At 73.6% G+C, this 15,507-nt stretch carries 11 protein-coding genes and 1 pseudogene; 6 read left to right on the plus strand and 6 right to left on the minus strand.

Annotation, left to right across the window (positions count from 1 at the left end):
* Positions 1-55 precede the first annotated feature (55 nt).
* Positions 56-1,645: a hypothetical protein gene (locus ABZZ38_RS19065; protein ID WP_356741115.1), complete on the minus strand. Its 1,590-nt coding sequence runs from the start codon at positions 1,643-1,645 to the stop codon at positions 56-58.
* Positions 1,646-1,681: 36 nt separating this feature from the next.
* Positions 1,682-1,876: a hypothetical protein gene (locus ABZZ38_RS19070; protein WP_017949565.1), complete on the minus strand. Its 195-nt coding sequence runs from the start codon at positions 1,874-1,876 to the stop codon at positions 1,682-1,684.
* Between the two features lie 346 nt (positions 1,877-2,222).
* On the opposite strand from ABZZ38_RS19070, the gene ABZZ38_RS19075 reads away from it, so the two are divergent.
* The 3 genes from ABZZ38_RS19075 to ABZZ38_RS19085 all read left to right on the plus strand — a co-directional run bounded on the left by ABZZ38_RS19075 (position 2,223) and on the right by ABZZ38_RS19085 (position 8,226).
* A complete protein-coding gene (locus ABZZ38_RS19075) occupies positions 2,223-2,615 on the plus strand; it encodes an ankyrin repeat domain-containing protein (RefSeq protein WP_356741117.1) in 393 nt (130 codons plus the stop codon).
* Between the two features lie 231 nt (positions 2,616-2,846).
* Positions 2,847-4,265 (plus strand): HEAT repeat domain-containing protein, encoded by a 1,419-nt coding sequence (locus ABZZ38_RS19080; RefSeq protein WP_356741119.1) that lies wholly within the window; start codon positions 2,847-2,849, stop codon positions 4,263-4,265.
* A 268-nt stretch (positions 4,266-4,533) separates the two neighbouring features.
* Positions 4,534-8,226: a hydantoinase B/oxoprolinase family protein gene (locus tag ABZZ38_RS19085; RefSeq protein WP_356741121.1), complete on the plus strand. Its 3,693-nt coding sequence runs from the start codon at positions 4,534-4,536 to the stop codon at positions 8,224-8,226.
* A gap of 2 nt (positions 8,227-8,228) precedes the next feature.
* Here ABZZ38_RS19085 and ABZZ38_RS19090 read toward each other — a convergent pair.
* From ABZZ38_RS19090 to ABZZ38_RS19105, 4 genes and pseudogenes are all read right to left on the minus strand, one after another.
* A pseudogene (locus ABZZ38_RS19090) lies at positions 8,229-9,080 on the minus strand (biotin-dependent carboxyltransferase family protein); the annotation flags it as partial.
* On the minus strand, positions 9,077-9,703 hold the full coding sequence (gene pxpB / locus ABZZ38_RS19095) for a 5-oxoprolinase subunit PxpB (protein WP_356741123.1): 627 nt from the start codon (positions 9,701-9,703) through the stop codon (positions 9,077-9,079). The pseudogene ABZZ38_RS19090 and the gene pxpB, both read right to left, overlap by 4 nt.
* Positions 9,700-10,464: a 5-oxoprolinase subunit PxpA gene (locus tag ABZZ38_RS19100; RefSeq protein ID WP_356741125.1), complete on the minus strand. Its 765-nt coding sequence runs from the start codon at positions 10,462-10,464 to the stop codon at positions 9,700-9,702. Before ABZZ38_RS19100 ends, pxpB begins: the two co-directional genes overlap by 4 nt.
* 41 nt (positions 10,465-10,505) lie before the next feature.
* A complete protein-coding gene (locus tag ABZZ38_RS19105; RefSeq protein ID WP_356741127.1) occupies positions 10,506-11,786 on the minus strand; it encodes an MFS transporter in 1,281 nt (426 codons plus the stop codon).
* 178 nt (positions 11,787-11,964) lie between these two features.
* On the opposite strand from ABZZ38_RS19105, the gene ABZZ38_RS19110 reads away from it, so the two are divergent.
* From ABZZ38_RS19110 to ABZZ38_RS19120, 3 genes are all read left to right on the plus strand, one after another.
* Entirely contained in the window at positions 11,965-12,681 is a 717-nt protein-coding gene (locus ABZZ38_RS19110) for a GntR family transcriptional regulator (protein ID WP_356741129.1), read from the plus strand.
* A 206-nt stretch (positions 12,682-12,887) separates the two neighbouring features.
* Positions 12,888-14,414: a hypothetical protein gene (locus tag ABZZ38_RS19115; RefSeq protein ID WP_356741131.1), complete on the plus strand. Its 1,527-nt coding sequence runs from the start codon at positions 12,888-12,890 to the stop codon at positions 14,412-14,414.
* Positions 14,415-14,553: 139 nt separating this feature from the next.
* Positions 14,554-15,468: a hypothetical protein gene (locus ABZZ38_RS19120; RefSeq protein ID WP_356741133.1), complete on the plus strand. Its 915-nt coding sequence runs from the start codon at positions 14,554-14,556 to the stop codon at positions 15,466-15,468.
* Positions 15,469-15,507 lie beyond the last annotated feature (39 nt).

Raw genomic sequence — 15,507 nt, forward strand, 5'->3', positions numbered from 1 at the left:
GCCCGGAGCGCCCGGCCCCCGCTCATGGGTGGCACCCGCGCCCGGGCACCGGTCGTCAGCCCGGGGCGAGCTGCCCGCCGCCGGTCGCCGTCGGCCGGCGCGTGGCCGTCGCGCGGTCCAGGCGCTGCGTGTCCGCCGCCGTCTGCGGCTCGGGGAGCAGGTCGAGCACGGCCTGCCGGTGCGCCTCGGCCGCCTCCTCGTCGTACGGGTCCGGCGTCACCGGTACCTGGAGCCTGAGCACCGGCCCCGTGCCGAGTCGTGCGTACCCGCGCCCCGGCGGCATCGTCGGCGTGGGTGTCGTGTGGGGGGCGGTCCCGAGGATCGCCTCCGCCTGCGCCGGGGTGACCGGCCCGAGGACGACACGGGCGCGCGTGTGCGCGCGTACGGCCTCGCTGAGCGCGTCCACGCTGTCGAACTGCTCGGCCACGACGACCGTCACCTGGGCGGCCCGGCCGTGCCGCAGCGGCACCTGGAGCAGTTCCTGCGGGTCCATGCGCCCGTCGGCCGCCGCCAGGTGCCCGAAGACGCAGGGCCGGTCCACGAGGATCCACAGCGGCCGCTTGGTGTCGTCGGGCACCGGTCGCCCCGCCTGCCGGGCGCGGTTGGCCGCGATCAGCCGCCGTTCGGTCTCGTGGGCCGCCCACTCCAGGCTCGACAGGGCCCCCGAGAGCCCGCATTCGACGGACAGCACACCGGCGCGCCCGGTGAGACAGGCGTACTCACCGGTTCCGCTGCCGTCGACGATCAGCACGTCACCGTGTTGCAGGGCCTGGAGCGCGATGGAGCGCAGCAGCGAGGTGGTGCCGCTGCCGGGCCGGCCGACGGCGAGCAGGTGGGGCTCGGTGGAGCGGGGCCCGGTCCGCCAGACCACGGGGGGCGCGTCCCGCCGCCGGTCGCCCTCCCAGACCGGCACGGTCCGTTGCACCGCGTCGTCGTCGGTGAAGCCCAGGACCGTTTCGCCGGGCGCCGTCACGAAGCGCTGCGCGGCGATGGAGGTCGACAGTGCGGGCAGCACGCGCATGAGGAGCTGGTTTCCCTCTTCGTCCCAGTCGAAGAGGTATTCCCGGCCGCGCCCGGACTTGGCGTGCAACAGGTGTTCGATGCGGGCGCGGGACGCGGCGTCGCCGTCCGGGAAGTACGCCGGATACGCGATCCGCAGGCGGGTGGGCCGGCCGTCGCCGTCGAACGCGAAGTCGCTGAGGGCCTTGGCCCACTCCCCGCCGTGGCTGAAGAGCGGGGCCGGGTCCTCGGGGACGGAGAAGTGCGGCACCAGGGCCTCGTAGAGGGCCTTGAGCCGTTCCGTCTCCGCCTCGTCGGGCCCGGTCCTCACGGCCGGGCGTTCCCGGCCCTGCCACGCGGCTGCCGCCATCGTCGAGATCATGGCCAGGAGCGGCCCGTACGGGACGAGGGCGACGACGAGGACGCAGGCCGCGGCGAGGAACAGCGCGGGACCGCGCCGGTCCTTGGGGGTCGCGGCCCACTTGGCGCGACCCGCCGCGGCCAGCTTCCGCAGACCACGGGTGATCGTGATCAGCGGATGGAGGACGTCGGTGGCGCTGTCGGCGGCCGTGCGCGCGATCTCTCGGCTACGAGCGATCCTTTCGCTGCCGCTGCTCAGAATGCGGGGGAGTGGTCGCCGGGCCACGTCGTGCTCCTGAGGGGGTGGAAGGGTCGTGGGGCGTCAGAACTTGATCCCGCCCAACAGACTGGCGAGGCTCGCGCCGCCCGCCGTGATGCTGGGGGCGATGGCGGTGCCTGCCAGGTAGAAGCCGAAGAGGGCGCAGACGAGGGCGTGGGAGGCCTTGAGCCCGTCCTTCTTGAAGAAGAGGAAGACGATGATGCCGAGCAGTACCACGCCGGAGATGGACAGGATCATGAGGTTCTCCTGGGTGAGGGGACAGTCACCTTGAGTACTTCCAGCCTCGCAGGAAGTATCTATGCGATAAAAGGTGTAAATGGGTGAATCTCTGGCGTTTTCACTTGACTGGCCGATGCCGGAGCGCTGTCGCGCGCGGCCGGGCGCGCGAATCCGCCCACCCCGACCCGGTGGAATCCCTCGCAGTGATCTCCGCCACCGCCGGGCCGGACCATGTCCCGGCCCCGCAGTACCCTGTCGGTCACTCGCACGGCTCTCCCGCCGTGCGTCCCGGTCCAGCCGGGTCCCCGCAGGTCAGCACGGCCCGCGCGGGCCGGCGTCAATGTGGTGAAAGGCGGTCCGCACGATGAGTGAAACCCCGGACTCCGGAGTGATCGAGCTGGCGTCCAAGGTCTTCGACATGGCACGCCGGGGAGATGCCGAGGCACTCGCTTCGTACGTCGACGCCGGTGTGCCCGCGAACCTCACCAACGACAAGGGTGACTCCCTGGTGATGCTCGCCGCCTACCACGGCCACCTGGACGCCGTGGCGGCCCTCCTGGAGCGCGGCGCCGACCCCAATCGCGTCAACGACCGGGGCCAGACGCCGATCGCCGGAGCCGTCTTCAAGAGCGAGGACGAGATCGTCCGCCTCCTGCTGGCCCACGGCGCGGATCCGGAGGCCGGCACTCCGTCCGCCGTGGACACGGCGCGGATGTTTCAGAAGACCCACCTCCTGGAGCTGTTCGAGTCCCGGTGAACGGGTGCTGAACGCCAGGTGTGAGCAGCGGCGTAAATGTGGTCGCGGTGGCGAAATGGCTGGGTCATCATGACGTCGGGCCCGCAGGGGGCCACCGACGAGAGGCAGAGGAAGATGGTCGACACCAAGCGGAAGACGACGGGCGGCTCCACATGTTGCTGCGCGGCCTAGGCAATCACCGTTTCCCGGGATTCCCCGGTTGCGTCGACAGCTTGATGTGAGGCATTTTCCATGTTCGATCCAGTCATAGCGCCGAGCGGCACGCTGCTCGGCCTGCTGCAGAGGGGCCGCGGCGACGGCACGCTCCACGCGCTCGCCGCGCCACGCGCGGAGGCCCTCGCGGCCCTCAACCACTGCGTTCTCCACGACCCCCGCCAGGACTGGCAGGTCGAGAACCGCTCCCTCTACTACGCACGCCTCTACCTGGATCTCCACGGCGGGCTCGACACCATCGAGGCCCACCTCTTCGGCGTCGGGGACCAGCTCGACACGGACGAGTCCCGCACGGGCCTCGCCCTCGCCGTACTGGGCCACCTCGCCTCGTACGGCCGGCAGGACGCCCTCGCGCTGTTGCGCAGGTACGCCGCGAGCGGCGCCAACTGGGCCTGGGCGCTCGACGAGCTGGCGCTGCGCGACGACGACTCCGCGCTGCGCACGCTCGCCGTGCCGGTCCTCGCCCGCTTCCCGGCGACCCCGGAGGGCGACGCCGAGCTGGCCGCCGCCGTACGCGACGCCTTCGAGCCACGCCCCTGGCGGCTGTGGGCCGAGGACCAGCGGGACGCCGTCGGCGCCCGGGTGCGGGCAGCCCAGGAACAGGGCTCCTTCGACCGCTGGCAGCGCCAGCTGCGCCCCACCGGGCCCCGGCCCGGCTGGAGCGTCCAGGCGGTCTTCGACTGGGCCCAGGAGGGCCTGGAGCGCGGTGCCGTCCTCCATGTGCCGGCCGCCCGCTGCCTGACCGCCGTGGCCGGTCCCGAGGACCGGTCGATGATCGTCGAGGCCGCCCGCGGCGGCCCGGACGGCGCCCGCTGCGCCGCCCTGCACTACCTCGCCGAACGACAGGACCCCGCCGTACTGGACCTCATCGAGTCCGCCGCGGCCGACGCGTCCCGTACCGTCGCCGAAGCCGCCGTCACCGCCTTCGAGCGCATGTGCGGCGACGCCGCCGTCGACCGCGCCCGGCGCTGGGCGCACCGGCCCGACCCGCTCGGCACCTCGGCGGCCGGAGCGCTCGCCACCCGCGGCGACGCCCGCGACGCCCCCCTGGTCCTCGGCGCGCTCCGCGAGGCCGTACGGTCCGAGGGCCCCGACGCCCCCTCCCTCTACCCGCTCGTCGACGGCGCGGGCCGGCTCGGCATTGCCTGCGCCGCGCCCGTCCTGCGGCACGTCTACCGCGAGACCGCCGCCTCCCAGCTGCGCGGGCGCGCCGCCCGGGCTCTCGCGGCGACCGACCCCTCCTTCGCCACCGGTTTCGCCGTCGAATGCCTCTGGGACTGCGAGGAGACCACCAGGGAGATCGCCGCCCTGCACGCCGAGACCGGTGACGTACGCGTCGCCGAACGGCTGCGCCGGCTGGCCGCCGACCCGGCCGAGGAGGACGAGGTACAGATGGCCGTACGGAGCAGGATGGGACCGGACACGCCCGCCGTCTGACCGCCCCGGACGGGCGGGGGCAAACGCACCGGCCGACTCCATCCCGGCGAGCGTGGCCACCGGGACCGGCTGGGTGGCGCGGCGCTGCCACGGCCTTGCTGCGGCCGGTCTGCTGCGGCCGGCCGCAGCGGTGGTACGCAGGGGTGGCATGCGGTTGAGCGCGTGGCATCAGCGGCCGTCGCGACCGGCCTGCCGAACAGACCCCGTCGGCCGCGCCCAGCGCGGTGTCCCTTGATGCGGCTCTTGTCGGAATTGCCAGAATGGGAGAATGGACGGGCGCTGGGAGTTCTGGATCGACCGCGGCGGTACCTTCACCGACCTCGTGGCCCGGCGCCCCGACGGCCGTCTGGTCACGCGCAAGCTGCTCTCGCACGACCCCGAGCGCTACCGGGACGCGGCCGTCGCCGGGATCCGGCTGCTGCTCGGGCTGGGCCCCGGCGAACCCGTTCCGGCGGACCTCGTCCACTCCGTCAAGATGGGCACGACCGTTGCCACCAACGCCCTCCTGGAGCGGCGTGGAGAGCCCACCGTCCTCCTCATCACCGAGGGGTTCCGGGACGCCCTGCGCATCGCCTACCAGAACCGGCCACGCCTCTTCGACCGCCGCATCCTGCTTCCCGAGGCGGTGTACGACCGGGTCATCGAGGTCCCCGAGCGCATCGACGCCCACGGGACCGTGGTCCGCCCGCTCGACCTGACCGCGGTGCGCGAGCGGCTGGACACCGCCCGGCGCGACGGGCTGCGCAGCGCCGCGATCGTCCTCATGCACGGGTACCGCCACCCCGAGCACGAGGCCCGGACCGCCCGGGCGGCGCGGGAGGCCGGCTTCACTCAGGTCAGCTGCTCGCACGAGGTCAGCCCGCTGATCAAGCTCGTACCCCGTGGCGACACCACGGTCGTCGACGCGTACCTCTCGCCGGTCCTGCGGCGGTACGTCGACGAGGTCGCCGCCGAACTCGCCGGTCTGCGGCTGATGTTCATGCAATCCAACGGCGGGCTGCGCGAGGCGGCGCACTTCCGCGGCAAGGACGCCGTGCTGTCCGGCCCGGCGGGCGGGGTCGTCGGCATGGCCCGCACCTCCCAACAGGCGGGTTTCGGCCGGGTCATCGGTTTCGACATGGGCGGCACGTCCACCGATGTGTCCCACTACGCGGGCGAGTTCGAGCGGGAGCTCGGCACCCAGGTGGCCGGGGTGCGGATGCGCGCACCGATGATGAGCATCCACACCGTCGCGGCGGGCGGCGGCTCCGTCCTCCACTTCGACGGGCAGCGCTACCGGGTCGGCCCGGACTCGGCCGGTGCCGTCCCGGGACCGGCCTGCTACCGGCGCGGCGGGCCGCTCACGGTGACGGACGCGAACGTGATGCTCGGCCGCGTGCAGCCCGAACACTTCCCCGCCGTCTTCGGCCCGGAGGGCAACCAGCCGCTGGACGCACGGGTCGTGCGGGAACGGTTCACCGAACTCGCCGAGGAGGTACGGCGCCACACCGGCGCCGAGCGTTCCCCCGAGGAGGTCGCGGCCGGCTTCCTGGAGATCGCCGTCCTCAACATGGCCAACGCCGTCAAGAAGATCTCCGTCCAGCGCGGACACGACGTCACCCGCTACGCCCTGACCAGCTTCGGCGGCGCGGGCGGCCAGCACGCCTGCGCGGTCGCCGACGCCCTCGGCATCGACACGGTCCTCGTCCCGCCGCTGGCCGGCGTCCTCTCGGCGTACGGCATCGGGCTCGCCGACGCCACCGCGCTACGGGAGCGGTCGGTCGAGGCCCCGCTCGACGCGACGTCCCACGCGCGCGTGCGCGACCTCTGCGCGGAGCTCGCCGAACGAACCAGGGACGAACTGCGCGCGGACGGGCTGCCCGACAGCGCGATCAGCACCCACGCGCGCGTGCTGGTGCGTTACGCCGGGACCGACGCGAGCCTGCCCGTGCCCCTCGGCTCCGCCACCGCCATCAGCGACGCGTTCACGGCGGCACACCGCGCCCGGTACGCGTTCACCATGGACAAGCCCCTGGTCGTGGCGGCCGTCACGGTCGAGGCGGTGGGCCGGGCGGGCCCGCACGGGCCGGCCGGCGTCGAACCCGCCCCGCGTGAGGGCGCGTTGCGGCCGCGCGCCATCGTACGGACGTTCGTCGACGGGGAGTCCAGGGACACCCCGCTGTACAGGCGCGAGGACCTGCGGCACTCCGACACCGTGCCCGGCCCCGCCGTCATCGCCGAGGCCGACGCCACCACCGTCGTCGACGACGGGTGGCGGGCCGCCCCGGCCGGAACAGGGCACCTCCTCCTCACCCGGGCGCGGCCCCGGGCGAGCCGTACCGCCGTCGGCACGGACGTCGATCCGGTGCTCCTGGAGGTCTTCAACAACCTCTTCATGGCCATCGCCGAGCAGATGGGCGTACGCCTGGAGAACACCGCCCACTCCGTCAACATCAAGGAGCGACTCGACTTCTCCTGCGCCCTGTTCGACCCGGACGGCAACCTCATCGCCAACGCCCCGCACATCCCCGTCCACCTCGGCTCGATGGGCGAATCCATCAAGGAGGTGCTGCGGCGCAACAGGGGAGCCTTGCGCCCCGGCGATGTGTACGCCGTCAACGACCCCTACCACGGCGGTACGCACCTGCCCGACGTCACGGTCGTCACGCCCGCCTTCGGCCCCACCGGTGACCTGCGCTTCCTGGTCGCCTCGCGCGGTCACCACGCCGAGATCGGCGGCATCACCCCGGGCTCGATGCCCGCCTTCAGCCGTACGGTCCACGAGGAGGGCGTGCTCTTCGACAACTGGCTCCTGGTACGGGACGGCCGGTTGCGCGAGGCCGAGACGCGCCGGCTGCTCACCGACGCCCCGTACCCCTCCCGGAACCCCGACACCAACCTCGCCGACCTGCGCGCCCAGATCGCCGCCAACGAGAAGGGCACCGAGGAACTGGGCCGCATGGTGGACCGGTTCGGCCTCGACGTCGTCCACGCCTACATGCGCCACGTGCGCGACAACGCCGAGGAGTCCGTACGGCGGATCGTCGCCGGCCTCCGGGACGGCTCGTACCGCTACGAGACCGACGGTGGCGACGTGATCCAGGTGGCCGTGCGCGTCGACCGCGAACGCCGCGATGCCGTCCTCGACTTCACCGGCACCTCCCCGCAGCGGTCCGGCAACACCAACGCCCCCCGGTCCGTCGTCATGGCGGCGGTGCTGTACGTGTTCCGGACACTGGTCGACGACGACATCCCGCTCAACAGCGGCTGTCTGGTACCGCTCGACGTGCGCGTCCCGGACGGTTCCATGCTGGCGCCCGCCTACCCGGCGGCGACCGTCGCGGGCAACGTGGAGACCTCGCAGGCGGTGACGGGCGCGCTGTACGCGGCGCTCGGCGTGCAGGCGGAGGGCTCGGGGACGATGAACAACGTCACCTTCGGCAACGAGCGCGTGCAGTACTACGAGACGGTGGCGAGCGGCTCCGGCGCGGGCGACGGCTTCGACGGGGCCGACGCCGTACAGACCCACATGACCAACTCCCGGCTCACCGACCCGGAGATCCTGGAGTGGCGCTACCCGGTCCGGGTGGACGGTTTCGCGGTACGGCACGGCAGCGGCGGGCGCGGCCGGTGGCGGGGCGGCAACGGCGTCGTGCGCCGCATCCGTTTCCTGGAGCCCATGACGGTCGCGCTGCTGACCGGGCACCGGCGCGTGCCGCCGTACGGCATGGCGGGCGGGCAGCCGGGCGCGCTCGGCGGGAACGCGGTCGAGCGCGCCGACGGCACCGTGCGCGAGCTGGGCGGCGTGGACGTGGTGGACGTCGGCCCCGGGGACGTCCTGGTCGTCTCCACGCCCGGCGGCGGCGGTTACGGCGCCCCGGGGGCGAACGAGTCCCCGGTCGACCGCCCGAAGGGCGACCCGGTGGGCGCCCCGGGGGAGGGGCCCAGGGACGAGGCGGGGAAGGGCCCGGGGGCGGGCTGAACCACGAACCGGACCGGCGTCCCGGGCACCGCCTGCGCCGCGGCCGCCAGGTCCGCCTCCCGCGCGACCGCCACCACCGGATAGCCGCCGGTCGTGGGGTGGTCGGCGAGGAACACCACCGGACGCCCGTCCGGCGGGACCTGCACCGCACCCAGGACCATGCCCTCGCTGGGCAGTTCACCGGTGACGGCACGCTCCAGGGCCGGCCCCTCGATGCGGAGACCGATCCGGTTGGAGGCGGGCGACACGTGGTACCCGCCGGTGCCGAGCGTGCGCAGCGCCGCGTCCGTGAACCAGTCGTGGCGCGGCCCCGGCCGCACCCGCAGCACCAGCTCCTCCGGCGGGCCGGGCCAGGGCACCGTGCCCCCCACGGGCGTCCCCGAGAACGCCCGCCCCAACGGCAGGACGACCCCGTCGCGCAGCGGCGCCGGCCCGAGCCCCGAGAGCAGGTCCGTGGAGCGGCTGCCCAGCATCGGCTCCACGGCCACGCCCCCCGCGAACGCCACATAGGAGCGCAGGCCCCGCACCGCGGCACCCACCTCCAGCAGCGCGCCCGCGGGGACGCGCACCGCCGCGCCCCACGGCGCCGGGCGGCCGTCCACGGTGACCGGGCAGGGCGCGCCGCCCACCGCGACGGTCACCGCGCACCGCGGGCGCACCGCGCACCCGTTGACCGTGGTCTCCAGCACGGCCGCGTCCACCGGGTTGCCCACCAGCCGGTTGACGAGCCGGCTCGCGTACGGATCGAGGGCGCCCGAACGCGGCACGCCGAGGTGGGCGTGACCGATCCGCCCCTGGTCCTGCACGGTGGTCAGCGCCCCGGCCCGTACGACGGCGAACGCCCGGTCGGTCATCGGAGCCCCGGAGTCCGCGGCACGAACCGCACTGCGGTTCCCGGCGACAGCAGCGCCGCGGGCTCCCGCGCGGGATCCCACAGCACCGCGTCGGTCGTCCCGATGAGCTGCCAGCCGCCGGGCGAGGAGCGCGGGTACACACCCGTGTACGGCCCCGCCACGGCCACCGAGCCCGCCGGGACGGCGGTGCGCGGGGTGGACCGGCGCGGCACCTCGTACCGTGCGGGGAGCCCGGTCAGATAGCCGAAGCCGGGCGCGAACCCGCAGAACGCCACCCGGTACTCGGCCGCGGAGTGGATCCGCGCCACCTCCCCGGGCTCCACGCCCCACAGCGCCGCGACGACCGCGAGGTCCGGGCCGTCGTACCGGACCGGTATCTCCAGGGCGGGGTCCACGCGCGCGTGGAGCGGTTCGATCTCCCATCGGTTGACCTGCGCGGCCAGGCTCCCGGGGTCTTCCACCCCGTCGAGCAGCACCGTCCTGGCCGCGGGCACGATCTCCCGTACGGAGGGGAGCGCGCCGGCCGCCCGGCGGCGCAGCACCTCGGCGTGGAAGGCCTGCGCCTCCTCGCCGCTGCCGAGCTCGACGAGCAGGGCCCGCTCGCCCATGGTCAGGGTCCTCACGCGAAGGCCTCCACGCGCACACCCTCGCCCTCCAGCCGGGCGCGCACCTCACGGGCCAGCTCCACCGCGCCCGGCGTGTCCCCGTGCAGGCACAGCGAGCGGGCGCGGACGGCCACCGACCGTCCGCATTGGGAGGTGACGACGCCGAAGCGCGCCATGGACACCGACCGGTCCACGACGGCGGCGGGGTCCGTGATGACCGCCCCCTGCTCACGGCGCGGCACGAGTGTGCCGGCCGCCGTGTACGCGCGGTCGGCGAACGCCTCCGTGACGACGGGGAGGCCCGCCTTCCCGGCGATCCGGTGCAGCTGTGAACCGGGCAGCCCCAGCAGCGGGAGCCGGTCGCCGGCCAGCAGCACGCCGTCGACCACGGCCTGTGCCTGTTCCTCGTCGCGCACGACCCGGTTGTAGAGGGCGCCGTGCGGCTTGACGTACGCCACGCGTGCCCCGGCCGCCTTGGCGAACACCTCCAGGGCGCCGATCTGATACGCCACTTCGGCGGCCAGCTCGTCGGCGGGGACGTCCATCGAGCGCCGCCCGAAACCGGCCAGGTCGCGGTAGGAGACCTGGGCGCCGATCCGTACCCCCCGCTCGGCGGCCAGGGCGCAGACGCGTCGCATGGTGGACGCGTCCCCGGCGTGGAAGCCGCAGGCGACGTTGGCGCTGGTGACGACCGACAGCAACTGCTCGTCGTCGGTCAGCCGCCAGCGGCCGAAACCCTCGCCCAGGTCGGCGTTGAGGTCGATCGACGCCCAGGTCATGGTGGTCACTCCTTGTCGATGCGTCCCGCGGGACCGGTGCGTCACGCGAGCTCTCGGCCGCGGGTCTCGGGGAGCCCGAGGAGCGCGAGTACGGCGATGCCGTACCCCACCGCGCCGAAGACAAGCGCCCCGCCCACGCCCCAGCTGTTCGCGAGGAACCCCACCAGCGTCGGGAAGAACGCGCCCACCGCGCGACCGGTGTTGTACGTGAACCCCTGACCGGTGCCCCGGACAGCCGTGGGATACAGCTCCGCGAGGAACGAACCGAAACCGCTGAAGATCGCCGACATGCAGAACCCGAGCGGGAAGCCGAGCACGAGCAGCAGCCCGTTCGCGCCCGACGGGATGTTCGTGTAGGCCAGGATGCACAGCGCCGACAGTACGGCGAAGAGCGCGATGTTGCCCTTCCGCCCCAGCCGGTCGGTGAGGTACCCGCCCGTGAGGTACCCGATGAAGGCACCGGAGATCAGGAACGTCAGATAGCCGCCGGTGCCGACGACGGTCAGCCCGCGCTCGGTCTTGAGATACGTCGGCACCCACGTCGCCAGCGTGTAGTAGCCGCCCTGGACACCGGTGGACAGCAGCACCGCGAACAGCGTCGTGCGCAGCAGCCCGGGACGGAACACGGCGGTGAACGAGCCGCGTTCGCTGCTCGCCTCGCGTATCCGGGCCACGTGCGGGGCGTCCTGCACGTTCCTGCGGATGTAGATCACGAGGAGTGCCGGGAGGGCGCCCGTCCAGAACAGCACGCGCCACGCGGTGTCCGCGTCGAAGAAGTGGAAGACCAGCGTGTAGACGACCACGGCCAGCGCCCAGCCGACCGCCCAGGCGCTCTGGACGCCGCCGAGCGTACGGCCGCGGTGCTTGGCGGAGGCGTACTCGGCGACGAGGATCGCGCCGACCGCCCACTCGCCGCCGAAACCGATGCCCTGCAGGGCCCGGAAGACCAGCAGGGTCTCGTAATCGGGCGCGAAACCGCACAGGACGGTGAAGAGCGCGTACATGATGACCGTGGCCATCAGCGCCTTCACCCGGCCGATCCGGTCGGCGAGGATCCCGGCGAGCACACCGCCGATCGCCGACACGACGAGAGTGACGGTGGTCAGCAGCCCCGTCTGCCCGGTGGTGAGGTGGAAGTGGGCGGCGATGGCCACCATGCCGAGCGGCAGCGTGAAGAAGTCGTAGGAGTCCAGGGCGTAGCCGCCGAAGGCACCGCCGAACGCGCGCCGGCCGCGCGGACCGAGGGCACGCAACCAGGCGAACGGGCCACCGCCCTCGGGAAGTTCGCCCTGGGCGGACTGAGGGGTCTGGGTCGTACTCATGAGCACCTCGCAGAGGGGGGAGGCGTGCGTGAGCGATACGGGACGTGCCGTAGCGTGCGATGTCCACAAGGTAGGGGATTGTTGAACGATCCGACAAGAGGGTCGTTCCTCGCTCCTCCTTCCTCTTTTCCTTTTACGATGAGCGGGCGACAGCGGTGACGGATGAGAAGAGGGTGTTGTGAGCGCGACGGGCCCGGAGGCCGGCGGACTGGCGGACGACCGTGCGCTGCTCGGGCGTACGAGCACGGCCCAACGGGTCGCGGACATCCTCCGCACCCGTATCGCCGAAGGTTTCTTCACGCCCGGCACCCGGCTCTCGGAGGACGGCATCGCCGGGGCGCTCGGAGTGTCGCGCAACACCCTGCGCGAGGCGTTCCGGCTGCTCACCCATGAGCGGCTGCTCGTGCACGAGCTCAACCGGGGCGTGTTCGTGAGGGTCCTCGCGGTCGAGGACGTCGTGGACATCTACCGCACCCGGCGCCTCGTCGAGTGCGCCGTCGTCCACGGCCTCGGCAGGCCGCCCTACGAGCTCGACGGGCTCGTCCGGGCGGTCGCGGGAGGTGAGAGGGAGGCGCGGGAAGGCGACTGGAAGGGCGTCTCCACGGCCAACATCCACTTTCACCGTGAACTGGTGGCGCTCGCGGGCAGCGCCCGCACCGACGAACTGATGCGCGGTGTCCTCGCCGAACTCCGGCTCACCTTCCACGTGGTGGACGACCCGCGCTCCCTCCACGAGCCGTATCTCGCGCGAAACCGGGAGATTCTGGACGCCTTGCAGGCGGGGGAGCGGTCGAAGGCGGAGCGGCTCCTCGCCCGCTACCTGGACGACTCCCGCGACCAGCTGGTCCGGGTCTACGCCCGCTTCGTCGACGCTCAGACGCCGGCGGACGCCTGAGGACCGCCGGACCACCGGCCGGCGCGCCCCGGTCCGCGGGCTTTCCGCGCCCCGGTCCGCAGGGTCCGGAAGGCCCCGCGGGGACCCCGGACCGCCCGCGCCGGGCACCTGGGAGCTCCGCCCGCGCCCGGTGCTCCGCGCAGGTGCGGGACGGGCTGTCTGCGCCGTTTCGACCGTTGTCAGTGCGAGGACCTAATCTGTGCACCGTGACTTCGCCTGCCTCGACGGAATTCGTTCCGCCCCAGCTCAGCGCGGGGCCGCGGCCCGCTCAGGGCCCGGCCGCCGACGAAGGGCTGGCGCGGCGGCTGCGCGCGCTCGCCTGCACGGCCCCGCTGCACGATCTGGACGTCCGCAAGGCGAACCTCGCGGGGGAGTACTCCGTCTACGCCATGGCGGAGGTCGCCCTCGCCGCGATCGACCTCGTCACGCTCAACATGGACTTCGACACCGGCGCGGACCACGAGCAGGTGGTCGCCCGGCTGCTGCCCCGCGTCGCCGCCCAGGCGCCGCAGCGCCCCGCCGCCGAGCACGAGCGGGTCGCCCGCTGGGTCCTGGAAAACCTGATCAACGTCGGCAGCGTCGACCGCGGGTTCCGCGCGGTGTACGGCACCTTCGGCGCGGACGGCGCGTACGTGCGCCGTGACTACGACTTCAAGCTCATCGAGGAAGTCCCCGGATACGGCGGTAGCGTCTACCTCCGCACCACCGACGAGGCGGTCAACGTCCTCGTCGGCGCCCTCGACACCGACGTCACCAGCGCGCAGATCGCCGCCGAGGTCAAGCTGGAGGTGCTGATCAGCCGGGGCCGCCTGGCCGACGCCCAGCTCGCCGCCGAACAGGCGCGGTACCGCACCGTGCAGTACGCCGAGACGCTCCGCAAGACCCTGGAAGCCACCCGGCGCAACGTCCGGGCCGTCGACTGGCTCAGCGCCGTCCCCGACATGATCGACGAGGCGCTCGTCCACGTCGCCGACCGGTACCGCCACGAGAACGCCATTCTCACCAACATCCGCAGGGCCCGTGACGAGGCCGAGGACCAGGAGCACAAGCGGCGCGCCGCCGAACTCGTCGACATCGTCAAGGACTGCATCCGCCGCCACACCCAGCTCCAGTCCCGGCTGCTGGAGGCCGGTCCGCTGTTCCGCGCCGAGCAGGACCGCCAGGCGTTCGCCGCCCCCGCCGCGCGCACGGGCCTCGACCTCTACGGCCAGCTGCTCGCGCCCCTCCTCCCCCTCCCGGTCGAGCAGTCCATCCGGGTCACGGACGCGTACTTCGCACACGGCACCGGTCTGCGCACCCCCGGCTCGGCGCGGCTCGGCGACCTGGTCGACCTGCTGCTCGCGCCGCCGGTCGAGCGCGAGCACCTCGGCGCCGAGATGCCCGAGCCCGACCTGATCGCCACGCCCGACGACAGCCGGTTCAGCGAGGAACAGCTGGCCGGCGCCATGGAGCTGCTCGACCTGGAGCACGACGCCCCGCGCCGGCTCTCCGGCCTGCTCGCCGACGCCCGCCGCCGGGACCCCGAACTGCCCTACCTCGTCGCCCTCCTGGCGATCCACGCGGCCAGCCCCCCGGTCGGCACGGCCTACCGCCAGGGCGAACAGCGCCTGCTGTTCGCCGTCGACGACGGCACCGAACTGGACGACCCCGAGTTCGGCGGCGCCGATCTGATAGTCGGCACCGCCCTGCTCGACGCGGCGGGCATGGCCGCGGACCGCACGGAGGGGGCGTGACCGCCCGCATCCCCTCCCCATCCGGTCCGCGGGCGGAACCCACGGCCCGGGAAGGGGCGGGGTGGCGGCGCGAGCCCGCCGCACGCGTCGCCCCCGTCCGCCCCGCCACCCCGTACCACCGCACAGAGGAGCACCAGCAGTGAGCGACCAGCACGCCGAGCACGACGGGGCGTGGAGCGAGCCGGACGCTCCCCAGGGCCCGCCGCACGGGCCGATGTCCGCGCCCGGCGGCGCCGTCACGCCCGCCGACGCGGCCGACGCCGCGCGGCTCGTCGCCTTCGGGCTGCAGCCCAAACTGCTCCCCGCCCGCGACGCCGAATACGCCGACCTGCTGCGTCGGTACCGCGAAGAGCCCGCCTTCGCGCGCCTCGCCGACGCCGTCGCGACCGGACTCGGCCTCATCGTCCTGGAAGTCTCCCCGCGCGCCGGCATGGCCGTCACCGCGGGCGAGGACTCCGTCTTCGCCGTCCGCATGGGCGATTACGCCCGCCGCGCGTCCGCCGACTCCGCCGACCGGTTCCTGCACGGCCTGGCCCACCTCGCCGTCGCCGCCATGGCGTTCCCGCGCCCCGAGGACCTCGCCGACGACGGCTACATCGGCCGCATCACCGTCAACGGCGTCGACGCCTTCGTACGCCAGGCGTGCCGCCGTCTGGAGGAGCGCGCCGAACAGCAGGGCGAGAACACCGACCCGGCCACCGACGCCCCCGGACTGGAGGCCGCCTGGCGGATCTACGCGCGGCGCAGCGCCACCGGCGCCACCAAGGACGCCCGCCGCCTCGCCGGCTCCACCACCGGCATCATCGGCAAGGCCGTCGCCTTCCTCACCGACTCGGGCTTCCTCCAGCGCACCGGTGACGAGGGCGGCGGCTCGTACCGCACCACCGCCCGCTACCAGCTGCAGGTCCGCGACATGGCGGGCAGCGCCGCCATGGCCGAGCTCCTGGAGCTCGGCGTCGTCCCGGTGACCGACGGCTCCGCCACCCTGCTGCCGCCGCCCGACGGCGACGACCTCGACCTGGTCGCCGACGCCGGCCTGCCCTTCCACGCCTGAGCCCCCCGCGTAACACCCAGCACACGACTGAGAGTCCGC

Source organism: Streptomyces sp. NPDC006368 (genome assembly GCF_040612535.1).
GTDB lineage: Bacteria > Actinomycetota > Actinomycetes > Streptomycetales > Streptomycetaceae > Streptomyces.